Below are 13263 nucleotides of genomic sequence, written 5' to 3' on the forward strand. Positions count from 1 at the left end.
CGGGTTACAGGTCCTTCTTGTTGTGCTGGATGATCTCCCGCACCGCGGGCGCGAGGCTGTCGACGGACGCATGGGTACGGTCGTTGACGGCCAGGAGCATCCAGATGTCGCTCTGCAGGTCGTGCAGCGCGGCAGTGTTGTAGAACAGGTCCTTCCGCGTGGCGTGCCGTACCGCCGTGGCCCACACCTCGTGCGCCAGCCCGATCAGGTCCGTACGCACCTCATCGGAGATGACGCCGTCCGTGACGACGGTGGTCAGCTGCTGGTAGACAGCCTGCTCCATTTTGCTGAGGCCGCGTACGTCTTCCGGCAGGCCCGAATCGCGGCCCTCGGCCACGTTCCACACCTCTTGTGAGAGCGACTCGAACGCATCGAGCTGCTGGGCCCAGCCCTCCGCGTACTTCTTGAGGACCGCCTCCAGCCGTTCACGGAGCCTCTCGTAGGCGATGGGGTTCTCCTGGAAGTGGAGCTCGATGTGACTGCGCACGGCATGCGCCATCATCGACGCCTTGGCCCGGGCGTTCGGCATCTGCCCGACCCTGGTGCGGAAGTCATCGGAGGTGAGCCGGGTGGGCTCTATCGCGCGTTCCACGCCGAGGGACCGCACATGCTCGTCGATCAGCTCGCCCACCCGCTCGCCGTAGGCGGCCGGGTCGAAGCCGTCCTCCTCCTCGCTGAACCGAACCTTGGCCACTTGGGCGATGAAGCTGAAGACCTTGGCCGGCCGCTGGTAGGGGCGGGTCGCTTCGCGCGGCAGGAGGAGGTCGAGGGTTCTCAGGAAGGCCTGCAGCAGCTTTCGGTAGACGATGCGCCGCTCCTCGTCCTCCAGACCGTCCACCAGCTGGTGTACCGCGAGCGTGTCGTGGGGGTCGATCAGTTCGCTCTGAGTGAGACCGAGGTGGTGGCAGAGCGCGTCGTACTGGTGCTCAAGCCTGTGCTCCTCGACGGCGAAGTCGACGGGGGCGCCCTCGGCTTCGTCGGAGGCGTAGGCCGCCAGCGCCTCCAGGAGGGCCTTGGCGACGCCCGCGTAATCGACGATGAATCCGGCCTGCTTCTTCTCCCCGTAAGTGCGGTTCACACGGGCGACGGCCTGGAGGAGTTCGGCTTCACGCATCCGGCGGTCCAGGTACATGACTTGTTCGATGGGTGCGTCGAAGCCGGTGAGCAGCATGGTGCGGACGATGAGCATGGCCACCGGCCTGGAGTCCGCGATGTCGACGGAGTCGGGAAAGGGGCTGCGGAACGCCCTGACGGCCTTCGCCTGGGCACTTCCGTCGGACCAGACCGCCCAGTCCGAGTCGTCCTCGGAGTAGGCGGAGATCACCGGCACGAAGTCGATGGCTTTGAGCAGGGCGAGTTGATCGTGGGCAGAGACGAGGAGCCGCTGCTTGGGCGTACGGTCTTCCGTCGGGGTCCTCTGAGCCTTGCCGAGGGCGAGGCCCGGAGGTCTGGCCGCCTTCTCCACCTCGGCGACGAGTTCCTCGCGCGCGGCATTGAGGGCCTCGCGGTAGCGGACGGCGATGCCCCGGGAGTGGGCGACGACCTGGGCCTTGAAGCCCTCCTTCATCGCCCCCTCGACGTAGTGGCGCAACATGTGGCGTGCCTTGCGCCGGATCATGTCGTCGGCGCCGAGAACGGCGGAGGACTTGGCGTAACGCTTCTGGAGCTTGTCGTACTCCTCATCCGTTAGCTCGGCGAACTCCTCTTGGAACGCCTCGTCCAGGGCCTCTCCCTCGGCGACCGCACCCTTGGCGATGTGGCCCTCGTAGTAGATGGGCACGATCGCGCCGTCGTCCTCGGCGTCCTTGATGCGGTACGTGTCGATGAACTCGCCGAAGGTCGTGGTCGTGAGCTTGCGGCGGTTCATGATGATCGGGGTCCCGGTGAAGCCGATGCGGGCCGCGTTGGGCAGGGACTCCATGAGGTTCTGGTGGAGGGCCGACCCGTGCGAACGATGTGCCTCGTCGACCATGATGAGGATGCTGTCGCGGTCGTTGACCAGGCCCCAGCCCGGTGTGCCGTCGCGGGACAGGGGAGCGGCCGCGTTCTGCCGCGCCTTCTCCGCGTCCTGCTGCTTCTGGATCATGACGAAGACCAGACCGGCATTCTCCAGGCCGAGGACCTTCGGCACCTGGGAGGCGCGGGTGATGACATCCGGTTTCTCGCCGGCGAGCACCGCCGTCTCCGACAGTTGGTCCTGCAACTGCTTGCGGTCCGTGACCACGACGACCTTGAAGTGGCCCAGGCCGGGCGTGGAGCGCAGTTTGCGTACCAGAAACACCATGGTCAGCGACTTGCCCGAGCCTTGGGTGTGCCAGACGATGCCGCCGCGCTTGTCGTCCTTGCCTCGGACCTGCCTGGTCTCACCCGTCCGCAGTCGCTCGATCGCCTTGTGGACCGCGCGGTACTGCTGGTAACGCGGGCCGATCTTCACCCGGGCGGTGCGGCCCTCGGCGACCTCGACGTCCTTGAAGACGACGAAGTTCCGCACGATGTCGAGCAGGCGGTGCGGGTGCAGCACACCGGCGGCGAGGACCTTCTGGGCACGGGCGAAGGCGTCGTCCTCGTGGTAGGTCGCCCTGGCCACCTGCTCCGTGTCGAGCGGGTGCGCGTCCCGCCAGACCACGTAGTCCTGGGGGCGAGCCGTGAACGTGCCCAGCAGGGCGGTGTCACCCGTGGTCGCGACTGTCAACTGGACTGTACGGAACAGCTGTTGACTGCCTTCGGGGGTGATCGACTCCCGCCTCTGGTTGGCGTACCGGCGCAGTTGCTGGACCGCTCTGTGGGCGTCGCCCTGCCCGGCTTTCAGCTTTTTGCACTCGACGACGACCAGGGGGATGCCGTTCACGAACAGGACGAGGTCGGCGACGAGTTTCCGCGGCTTTCCGTGGTCGTCCCGCGCGCCCGGGATGGTCATCGGGAACTGGGAGACGGCGAGGAAGTCGTTGTTCTCCGGCGTCTCCCAGTCGATGAACCTCACCCTCTGGGCGCGCCCACCGTCCCACCCGTCCACGCCGGGAACGGCGACGCCTTCGATCAGCGCCGCGGTCGCCGCCTCGTTCGCGGCGATGAGACCGCCTCCGGCGGCTCCGCCCTTGCTGAGGGCGGCAATCGCGAGGGATGCACGGGCGTCATCGAGCCACTTCGAGCCGTCCGGCATCAGATTGAGCCGGTCCAGCCGGCTCCGGAGGATTCCGGCGAGTATCGCGCCGTCCGTACCGTGCCGGACGTACGGCTCCTCACCGGAGGCCTGCAACTCCACGCCGCGGTTCCCCACCGCGTGCCGCCACCCCATGGTGCGGTGGGTGAGCTGCGCGATGAGTGGCGCCTCTACGTATTTGTACTCGGGGCCGGACACGGAGGTACGGTCTCCTTTTGCGGGCGGTTCCGGGAATGCGGACGGCGTGGCGCTATGACGGGACGGGGGTGCGGACCCTGCCGGTGAGCAGATCTTCCATGAGGGCGCGTTTCACGGATTGCAGCTTTTTGATCTCTGCCTGAAGGGTCTCGACTTCGGTGACAGCTCGTGCGATGACCTCGGAAATCCTTGTCTGCTCGGCAAGGTCCGGTGCACGTACGGCGATCTTGGAGAACTCTGTCTTGTTGACGATCGGAGTCACCTGAAGGCCGGAGCGCATCTTGATGTCATGCGATACCGAGCTGATCAGATGAAAGACGAACGTCGGGTCCATCGTTGCGGCGGGAATCAATGCGTTGATCTGTTGGTTCACGCAGGCGTCGAACTCCAGGAGTCCGACCTTCCCGATTCCGAATCCGATGCAGACGGCCAGAGTGGACCTGGCGGGAACGGCGGTCAAGCCAGCCGAGTCGGGTTCGGCCGCCCTGTTCGGCCGCACCACTCGTCCGGATTCCGTGACCTCTGTCGGTGTGACGAAGGGGATGTCCCTGCCGGTGCCGTCGCTGGCACCGACGGTCGGAGTCCGCCCGGTGACCACCCTTCCCAAATCGCCGATCGACATGGATCTCCAGCCGTCATCTCCTGCCAGCAGACGCGAGATGACCCCTTCCTTCACCCTTCTCTTCTTCTGCTCAATCGCCGCAAGCGAGTCGATCTGCATGCCGACCTCGTCGAGGACATTGGCGACCCTCTGCTGTTCCGCCAATTCGGGGGCGGGTACGAGCAGATGCTGCAAGTCGCGCCAGTAGATGGCTGCGACGCTCGTGGTGCCTTGCGCCAGACTGGGGATCATGCGGGACGGTTCACCGAAACCCAGCTGGTAATTCATGTAGCGGGCGTCGATGGTGTCAGCGAAACGCATAAGGAGGAGATTGTTGTCCGGGACGGACTCCACGCCGTCTCCCTGCCATATGCCGACCTTCCCCACGAGCTGGGGAGTGTTCCGGGTGTTGAAGAGGACATCTCCCGTCCGCAAGGAGATGGAGGGCAATCCGTCAATCAGATCACGCGAAACCAACTCGGTCTGATCCAGACCGACTCGGCCTTCCCCAATGCTGCCCATCTTGATGAGTCGGATTGCCCCCGATCCGCTGTGGCCGCGGGCCGGTGTCCCCAGGCTCGTCTGCCGGACGATGTCCTTCAGCGGCAGCCACGGCATGGGATCAGGCATAGCCGAGTTCCTCCAGGTAGCTCTGAAGGCGCTCGGCCGAAGCTTCCCGCTCCTGTTCCAGAGCGGACAGCGTCACCGCGTACTTCGTGCCCCAGGTACGGAAGGTGTCCACCAGGGATCGGCGGTCGGCGGCGACGAAGCGGCTCATGCGGGTGTACAGGTCCTCGCTCAAGAACCCGAGGACTACCTCTTGGGCCTGAGCGGCGGAGAGTCTCTCCGCGGCATCCTTCAGTTTGATCAGGAACGATGCCTTGATCGCGGCGAGTTCGCTCCTCGCCTCTCTCAGCTTCTTCTTGAGGGCGGTCATTTCCTTGGCCGGCAGGACGTGGGAGAGGTCGAGCTCTTCCTCGTCGCTGTCGTCCTCGCCGTCTCCCGAGCTCGCCTTGGAAGTCTTCTTCGGAGGGGAGCCCGCCTTGATCTTCGTGTCCAGCTCCGTGACCAACGCCTCCGCCGTTTCCAGCTGCTGCACGTACGCCGGGATCAACTCGGGGATCAGTCGGTGCTCCCGCGCCTTGCGCATCGCGCCCCGGTAGCGAGCCATCGTTTTGGCGTCGGCCGTTGCCGAGGGCTCCTCGAATGCCGAGGAGATGCTGCGGACCCAGCCGTCGATCAGGCCCTTGAAATCCTTGGCCATCAGCACGCTGAGGTCGTTCCTCGAGTCGAACCACCACGCGGCGACCGCTCCCGCCAGCTGATGCTTGTCGAGTAGCCCCACGGGCTCCAGCGCCGCCACGAAGGTGGTGAGCAGATCCTCGCGCGCCTGTGACTTCTGCTGGTGAACGGGGAGCTTCGAGAGCTGCTCCCGGTGGAAGCCCCACCAGGTGTGGAAGGCCCGCCCGAGGGCCACCTCCTGCTCCTGTGCGAGGCCCGGGATCCGTGCGGCGGTTGCCTCGTACCCCTCCTGCAAGAAGTCGACGTACTCGGGATCGTCGTTCCGCAGCCGGAAGAGTGCCCCCTCGGGTTCGATTCCGAACGCCTCGAACTGTGCCCTGCGCGCCGTGATCTCGCTCCGCGGCACGCCTCCGTACAGGTGCGCCCGTACGTCCTGCGGTTCCGTCATCGGCGTGTTGTCCACGTAGCGGCGGATGTTGAGGTTGAAGTCGTTCTTCGCCAGCTCGTCAGCCGTCACGACACGAGCGAACCCGGGGATCTCCTCCCAGTCCTCGTAAGCGGAGACGATCTTCTCCGCATGCTGCGCCTCCAACAGGTTCTGGGTGCGGCCTGCTGTGATCTCCCGGTCGGCGTTGATGAAAAGTACGCCGTCGCGCCGGCCGTCGGGCGCACCGTCCCGTCCGCGCAGGACGAGGATGCATGCGGGGATGGCAGTGCCGTAGAAGACGTTGGGGCCGATGCCGATGACGGCCTCCAGTCGCTTCTCTTCGATGATCCGCCTGCGGATCTTCTGTTCCTCTCCGCCACGGAAGAGCACACCGTGCGGCATGACCGATGCCGCGATGCCGTCCGCCTCCAACACCGCCAGTACGTGCTGGATGAACATCAGGTCGGCCTTCTTGGCCGACTCCTTCGTCCAATTCTTCATGCGCTCGGGGAACTTCATGCCTTCTTGGCGATAGTTCTGGGCGAACGGCGGGTTGGTGAGGATACGGTCGAAGTGCTGTAGCTGCCCGTTCTGTACGTGTTGCGGGTCGGCAAGGGTGTCACCGTGATGGATGACACCGTCGGCAACGCCGTGCATCAGCAGGTTCATCCGGGCCATCGCCCAGGCGCTGCCGTTGTCCTCCTGTCCGTACACCGCCAGGTGGGACTCGTCGCCGCCGTGGTCCTGCACGTACTCCTTGGCAAGGATCAGCATGCCGGCCGAGCCGCAGCACGGGTCGTAGACGGACATGCCGGGCTGCGGCTTGACCAGCTGGTTCATCATGCGGATCACAGAGCGGGGGGTGTAGAACTGGCCGCCCTTCTTGCCGCCCTCGTCGGCGAACTCGCCGATCAGGAACTCGTAGGCGTGCCCGAGGAGGTCAGGGAACTCGAAGTCGTCGTTGCTGAGCCGGTACTCGCTGAAGTGGTCGATGAGCTGCTGGATGACCGGCTTGGTGAGCTTGGTGTTGCCGCTGCGACCCTCGGTGAAGCTGATGTAGGAGAGGACTCCTTCGAGGGCATGGTGGTTCGCGTTCTCCAGCTCCGTCAGTGCCACGTTCAGCGTCTTGGCGGGCTCGATCCGGGACTCGCTGACGATCGTGGACCAGCGTGATTCCTGCGGAACGTAGAACTCGTGAGCCTTGTAGGCGCCGCGCGCCTCGGAGATCCGCTCGGCCTGCTCCTGGGTCTTGCCCTCTTGCAGGAGCTTCTTGACCAATGCGGCCCGTGCCACGTCGAACTGGTCGGAAGCGCGCTTCAGGAACAGCATGCCGAAGATGTAGTCCTGGTACTGCGCTGCGTCCATCTTGCCGCGCAGGATGTCCGCGGCTGCGTACAGATGCCGCTCCAGCTGCGGCAGCGTGAGCTGTGCCACTCGGATCTCCTCTTGCTTCACGTCCCACAGGACGCGCGTCCCGTGGAACACCGGTCCGGCCTGGGACCGGGGTTATGACATTCGGTTCGTACGGCGGGTTCGCTGAGCCTTTCGCTCGGGCACGTGCCCGAGCGGCCGCGAAGGCGATGCGTCTGGGAACTCGTCCCCCAGCATGTGCGTGAACAGGCCCTGCCTGAGCGCGTCGAGGCGTGCCAGCATGCGGTGCTGGATATCCATCTGGAGGCTCACTTCGCTGAGCGCCCTCGCCATCAGACGCTGTCTCTGGAGGGAGGGGAGTGCCACGGGCAGCCGCCCCAGCGAACCCGCGGTGAGGGTCGGCACCGTGACCGTCTGCACGTGGGACAGCAACTCGGCGACCACGGGAGGGTGGGCCAGGTAGGCCGAGAGGTAGACCGGGTCGATCTGCTCCGTGTCCGGGCGGATCCGGATACAAGAGGAGTGGTAGATCCAGTCCCGGACGGTCTCGTCGACCAGAGCAATCCGGCCGACCCCGCCCAGGCGCACCAGCACCAGGTCGCCCGGTCGGAGCCGGAAGCGTTCCAGGTCGTTGCCTTCGCCCGGTAGCCGCCGGAGCGCTTGCGAGTCGATCCTCCGGGCGTCGGTGATGTCCGCGGGGGTCACCACCGGTGTTCCCTCGCCGTCCGTCGTCAGCTCGGTGAACAGATCGCTCGTAGGGCTGGGGGTGATCTCGCACAGGTCACCCAGCATCACCGGCTCCGGCATCACGATCCGCCTCCCTGCCGATGGGCGCACACGCTCGGCTGGTGCGCCAGCAGCGCCGGGAGGGCGGTGTCCGCGGCGTCGATCCGGCGGGCCGTCGCCACGGAGACGTACCCGATGGCGATCAGCGCCGAGGCGCGGCCGGAGGCGAGATCCACGTCGCCGATGCGGTCCAGGTGTGCCACCTTGTTGCGCAGCTCCCGCAGATCGTCCAGGCGCTTGTGCAGCGGCTCGCGCCGACCCCGGTAGCCGGGGAACCCGGCACTCATGGGACGCCACAGCTGGGTCTCGTAGTCGGCGCCCCGCCCCATCAGGTTGACCCAGAACCCGAGCGGCATCGCTCGCTGAACGGCGGCCGGGGTGGCCGGCGTCGAGGTGCGGCGCAGCTTGTCTACGGCGTCGGAGATCATCTTCTCCGTGCCGTAGGTGAGTCGCAGCTGCGGAGCGTTCCACCAGTCTTCCCGCCCGTAGTAGGCGGCCAGCCTGGTGGAGATGGCGCGTCGCAGGACGTTCTCGAGATGGCGGAGCACCTCGTACATCGCCTTGGCGGTGGCCGTCTCCCACCTGTACCACTCCAGGGTCTGCCGGCAGAAGGCGCAGCAGAGCGTACCGGGATCGGCATATCGACCAACGTCGAGCGTTTTGATCAGGACTATCTCATCAGCAGTGGCGCACGGCATGGTGATCCCCCCCGAGGGTCCATGTTGCACAGCTAAGGACTGGGCGTTACGGTGGCGAACGTAAGCCCCGGTGTGTGCCTCTGCTCGCAAGCGCCCCGGGGCATTGTCATGCCCGGAATGCGCTGATCAAGCGAACCGCGTGCCGCAACCGATCACTGACGTGCATGTGTACGTTAGCACAACCGCCGACCAGACCCCCTGTCTTGCGTATCCACATACACAACGCCTTCGCGCGGGATGGTTGGCGTTCGCCGGGCGACCCGTGACGAGAGGGGGTCGCGGGGTGCGAATCGACGTCCGAGGGCTTCCGTTCTCCTGGTGTACGGCGCAGTGTCACGCAAGCAACTCCGGCAGGTACCCCGGGGGCGCTGTTCTTGGGGCGCCCCTCGACACCCCCCCTCACCCCATAGAGGTCGTCACGCCATGGCAGAACTGAACCGCCGCAGGTTCCTGCAGATCGCGGGCGGCAGCGCCGCCGCCGCGATGCTGAGCGAGAGCATCGCGCGCGCCGCCGCCATTCCGGCGCAGGGCAGCACCGGAACGATCCAGGACATCGAGCACATCGTCGTGCTCATGCAGGAGAACCGGTCCTTCGACCAGTACTTCGGCGCGATGAAGGGCGTACGGGGCTTCGGTGACCCGCGGCCCGTCCTGCAGGACAACGGCAAGTCCGTCTTCTACCAGTCCAACGGGACGAAGGACATCCTCCCCTTCAACCCGCAGGTCAACGACCTGGGCATGCAGTTCGTCGAGGGCCTGAACCACGACTGGGCCGGCGGGCACCAGGCGTACAACAACGGCAAGTACGACAAGTGGGTGCCCGCCAAGACGGCCACCACCATGTCGTACATGACCAGGAACGACATCCCGTTCCACTACGCGCTCGCGGACGCCTTCACCGTCTGCGACGCCTACCACTGCTCCTTCATCGGTGCCACCGACCCCAACCGCTACTACATGTGGTCGGGTCACACGGGCAACGACGGCGTCGGCGGCGGCCCGGTCCTCGGCAACCAGGAAGCCGGGTACGGCTGGAAGACCTACCCCGAGCGCCTGGAGGCGGCCGGCGTCTCCTGGAAGATCTACCAGGACATCGGCGACGGCCTGAACGCCGCCGGCTCCTGGGGCTGGATCAGCGACTCCTTCCGCGGCAACTACGGCGACAACTCCCTGCTGTACTTCAACAGCTACCGCAATGCCCAGCCGGGCAGCGCCCTGTACGAGAAGGCGCGCACGGGCACCAACGCCAAGGCGGGCGAGGGCTACTTCGACAAGCTGCGCGCCGACGTGGTGAACGGCACCCTGCCCCAGATCTCCTGGATCGCCGCGCCCGAGGCCTTCAGCGAGCACCCGAACTGGCCCGTCAACTTCGGCGCCTGGTACATCTCGCAGGTACTCGACGCGCTCACCGCGAACCCGGCGGTGTGGGCGAAGACCGCCTTCTTCATCACCTACGACGAGAACGACGGCTTCTTCGACCACGTGGTGCCGCCGTACCCGCCGACGTCCTCGGCCTGGGGCCTGTCCACCGCCGACGTGTCCAAGGACCTGTACGCCGGTGGCGGCGGCTACACGGCCGGACCCTACGGGCTGGGCCCGCGCGTCCCGATGATCGTGGTCTCCCCCTGGAGCAAGGGCGGCTACGTCTGCTCCGAGACCTTCGACCACACCTCCGTGATCCGCTTCATGGAGAAGCGCTTCGGCGTGCAGGAGCCCAACATCTCGCCGTGGCGCCGCGCCGTGTGCGGTGACCTGACCTCCGCCTTCGACTTCAGCAAGGCGGACGCGTCCCCGGCCGCCCTGCCCTCCACCGCGGGCTACGTCCCGCCGGACCACAACGCCCACCCGTCCTACCACCCCGTCCCGCCGGCCACCGGCGCCCTGCCGAAGCAGGAGGCGGGCGGCAAGCCCACCCGTGCGCTGGGCTACAGCCCGTACGTGGACGGCAAGGCGACGACCTCCACCGGCAAGTTCACGCTGACCTTCTCCAGCGGCCCGTCCCTGGGCGCCCACTTCCACAGCACCTCGGGCAACCGCACGGACGGCCCCTGGCCCTACACGGTCGAGGCGGGCAAGGTCCTGTCGGACACCTGGAGCACCAGCAGCTCGACCGGCAACCAGATCAACCTCACGGTCTGGGGCCCGAACGGTTTCCTGCGCACCTGGAAGGGCCCGGCCAAGAAGGCCGGACCCGAGGTCACCGCCCGCCACGTCGACTCCACCGGCAACCTGGCCCTCACCCTGACCAACACCGGCAGCGCCGCCGTCAACCTCACGGTGACCAACGCCTACGGCGGGGCCGCCCAGACCTTCAAGGTCAACCCCGGCGCCACGGTCGCCCACACGGTCGACCTGCGCACCACCGGCCGCTGGTACGACGTCAAGGTCGTCTCCGACGCCGACACCACCTTCCTGCGCCGCTTCGCCGGCCACGTCGAGACGGGCGCCCCCGGCGTCTCCGACCCGGCGCTCAAGACCGTCTGACGCGGTCGGCCGGCGTACGCAGCAGCCGCCGCTCCAGGACCGCGAGGTCGCCGGGGCGGTGGCTGCGGGCGTGCCGGAGCAGCAGGTCGCGGGCCGTGCCGGGGACCCGGCGGTGCCCGGGGTGGCGGGTGGTGAACTCCTCGCTCGCGAAGCACCGCACGGCGCCTTCGAGGCCCGCCCGGTCCGGCTTGCGCACCGCCCAGGCGAGTTCCTCCGTGGACGCCCCGGCCAGCAGTCGCCCGGGGCCCAGCTCCGCGAGCAGCGACGCCGCGTCGCGGGGGTCCTTCCGCGGGGCGCCGAGCCAGCTGAACGCCACGCTCAGCGGCACCTCCCGCGGCAGGTCCGGCTCCTCCTCGCCCCGGGCCAGCGCCCGGGCGTAATCCCGCAGCCCCTCGGGCGCCGCGGCGGCCCACCGGGCGCGGTGGCGGGCGGGGATCCCGTCCGGGACTCCGGGTCGAGCAGCCGGCCGCCCCCGAGGTCGGGATGGGGCCTCCCGCAGTACTCGCCGACCGTGCAGACGCGGCCGTCGCCACTCGCCGGGGTGTCAGCCTTCCCGGCGGAAGTCCAGCATCTGGAAGACCTTGTCGTAGCGGCGTTCCCCGACCCGGCCGAGAAGGTCCGCCACCTCATCCCGCGACGGTGGTCCGATCCAGCCCAGCGCGGCACCTCCGCTGACCAGGTCCGACAGGATCCGGTGGGCCGACCCCGCGAACCGGGCCTCCAGCTCCGGATCGGAAGCCAGCTCCATGGCGTCTGGGAGGGCGGGTTCACCGGTCACGCCGCCGGGCAGGGCCGGGTTCACGATCGGCAGCGTAGCTAGTGGTCCGGGGCCTTGGGGAGGAGGCGGTCGATCAGGGCCAGTGCGATGGCCGAGACGATGAAGGCCAGGTGCACGATGACCTGCCACATCGTCTGCTCCCAGCGCCAGTTGGCTCCGGTGATCTCGATGAAGGACTTCAGCAGGTGGATCGAGGAGATCCCGATGATCGCCGTCGCCAGCTTGACCTTCAGCACGTTGGCGTTGACGTGGCTCAGCCACTCCGGTTCGTCCGGGTGGTTCTTGAGGTTGACCCGGGCCACGAAGGTCTCGTACCCGCCGACGATCACCATCAGCAGGAGGTTGGCGACCATCACCACGTCGACCAGGCCCAGCACGATCAGCATCGTGCGGGTCTCGTCGAGGGAGTCGATGTCGCCCACGAGGTGGGCGAGTTCCTTGAGGAAGATCCAGACGTAGACCATCTGGGCCACGATCAGGCCCAGGTACAGCGGTAGCTGGAGCCAGCGGCTGACGAACATCAGGGCGCCGATGCGGTGCCCCATGGTGGGGGAGGGTTTGACGGGAGGCGCGGGGGTCATGCGGGACTTTCGATGGCAGGTCACGGGACCCTTCCAGGCTGCCCTCCGGCCCGGTCCGAGGACCTCGGCCGGAGGTACGGAAAGCCGCGCCGCCTCCACCGATCGGACTACCCCCAGGGAGCTACGGGCGCCGTCGCGCCCTGCGGCGGCGCAGCAGTACGCCGACGGCCGCGCCGGCCAGGGCGGTCACGGCGACCCCGGCCGCCGTCCACCAGGCGGCGGTACGGTCCGTGGCGCCGGGCTCGGTCGCGGGCGTCGGGGAGGGGGACCCGGCCGGCGGCTGCGCCGGCGCGGGAGCCGACGGTGTGCTCGCCGAAGGTGTGGCGGTCGGGGTGCCGGCGGTCGGGGCTCCCGCGGTGGGGCCGCCGGTGGACGGCGCCGGGTCCACCACGGGTACGGCCACTTCGCGGTCCCCGTGCCCCAGAGCCGGGAAGCCGACGTCCACGCTCACCTTCCAGTTGCCGGGCGGCAGCGTCTCGGCGGTGCTCCACCCGGCGGGCGGCGCGGCCGGATCGCGGACCAGGCGCCAGGGCCCGAGCGTACGTGCGCCGTCGCCGCTCACCGCGTTCACGGTGGCGGCGACCGCGGACTCGACGGCGTCCCCGTCGTTCTCCCAGGTGACGTCGGCGGTGACGTGCCCGCCTCGCTGGCCGGTGACCACCACCTTCACGGTGTCGCCGTGGGCGTGCGCCGCGGCGGGGGACAGCAGGACCAGGCCGAAGGCGGCCAGGGAGGCCAGGGAGGTCAGGGCGGCCGGGAAAGCGGGTCGTCTGTGCATCGTCGCTGTGCTCCGGGTGGGGTGAGGGGGGAGGGAGGGGAGGGTGGGGCCGGGGGGGGGGGGGGGGGGGGGGGGGCGGGCCGCGCCGGGGGGGGGGGGAGCCGGCTAGTGGTGGAGGCGGGGGGGGGGAGGGGCGGGAGGGACGGGCCCCCGAGGGGC

Annotated in this window: 10 protein-coding genes; 1 reads left to right on the top strand and 9 read right to left on the bottom strand. The window is 68.0% G+C overall.

Going from position 1 to position 13263, the window contains the following annotated elements:
- Window positions 1-4: 4 nt before the first annotated feature.
- The 5 genes from ACFWB8_RS05480 to ACFWB8_RS05500 form a co-directional block, all read right to left on the bottom strand.
- Complete coding sequence (locus ACFWB8_RS05480; RefSeq protein WP_385222837.1) at window positions 5-3358, bottom strand: type I restriction endonuclease subunit R; 3354 nt, start codon at window positions 3356-3358, stop codon at window positions 5-7.
- A gap of 52 nt (window positions 3359-3410) precedes the next feature.
- A complete protein-coding gene (locus tag ACFWB8_RS05485; RefSeq protein WP_385222839.1) occupies window positions 3411-4589 on the bottom strand; it encodes a restriction endonuclease subunit S in 1179 nt (392 codons plus the stop codon).
- Window positions 4582-7062: an N-6 DNA methylase gene (locus tag ACFWB8_RS05490; protein WP_385222842.1), complete on the bottom strand. Its 2481-nt coding sequence runs from the start codon at window positions 7060-7062 to the stop codon at window positions 4582-4584. Before ACFWB8_RS05490 ends, ACFWB8_RS05485 begins: the two co-directional genes overlap by 8 nt.
- Window positions 7063-7134: 72 nt before the next feature.
- Window positions 7135-7806, bottom strand: coding sequence for a restriction endonuclease subunit S (locus ACFWB8_RS05495; RefSeq protein WP_385222845.1), 672 nt, complete (start codon window positions 7804-7806; stop codon window positions 7135-7137).
- Window positions 7806-8483, bottom strand: a complete 678-nt coding sequence (locus ACFWB8_RS05500) for a hypothetical protein (protein WP_385222848.1) — start codon at window positions 8481-8483, stop codon at window positions 7806-7808. The genes ACFWB8_RS05495 and ACFWB8_RS05500 overlap by 1 nt, the downstream gene beginning before the upstream one ends.
- A gap of 423 nt (window positions 8484-8906) precedes the next feature.
- Here ACFWB8_RS05500 and ACFWB8_RS05505 point away from each other — a divergent pair, with 423 nt between their 5' ends.
- The gene (locus tag ACFWB8_RS05505; protein ID WP_385222850.1) at window positions 8907-10967 is read left to right on the top strand and encodes a phosphocholine-specific phospholipase C; all 2061 of its coding nucleotides are present in this window, start codon (window positions 8907-8909) and stop codon (window positions 10965-10967) included.
- On the opposite strand, the gene ACFWB8_RS05510 is transcribed toward ACFWB8_RS05505, so the two are convergent.
- The 4 genes from ACFWB8_RS05510 to ACFWB8_RS05525 all read right to left on the bottom strand — a co-directional run bounded on the left by ACFWB8_RS05510 (window position 10954) and on the right by ACFWB8_RS05525 (window position 13104).
- On the bottom strand, window positions 10954-11283 hold the full coding sequence (locus ACFWB8_RS05510) for a hypothetical protein (protein ID WP_385222853.1): 330 nt from the start codon (window positions 11281-11283) through the stop codon (window positions 10954-10956). The genes ACFWB8_RS05505 and ACFWB8_RS05510 overlap by 14 nt on opposite strands.
- Window positions 11284-11511: 228 nt before the next feature.
- Window positions 11512-11769, bottom strand: a complete 258-nt coding sequence (locus ACFWB8_RS05515; protein ID WP_385222854.1) for a hypothetical protein — start codon at window positions 11767-11769, stop codon at window positions 11512-11514.
- Between the two features lie 14 nt (window positions 11770-11783).
- Window positions 11784-12326 carry a TIGR00645 family protein gene (locus tag ACFWB8_RS05520; protein WP_385222857.1) on the bottom strand — a complete coding sequence of 181 codons (543 nt, stop codon included), beginning with the start codon at window positions 12324-12326 and terminating at the stop codon, window positions 11784-11786.
- A 121-nt stretch (window positions 12327-12447) separates the two neighbouring features.
- Entirely contained in the window at window positions 12448-13104 is a 657-nt protein-coding gene (locus ACFWB8_RS05525; RefSeq protein WP_385222860.1) for a hypothetical protein, read from the bottom strand.
- Between the last annotated feature and the right edge of the window lie 159 nt (window positions 13105-13263).

The organism is Streptomyces sp. NPDC060031 (assembly GCF_042736805.1).
GTDB lineage: Bacteria > Actinomycetota > Actinomycetes > Streptomycetales > Streptomycetaceae > Streptomyces.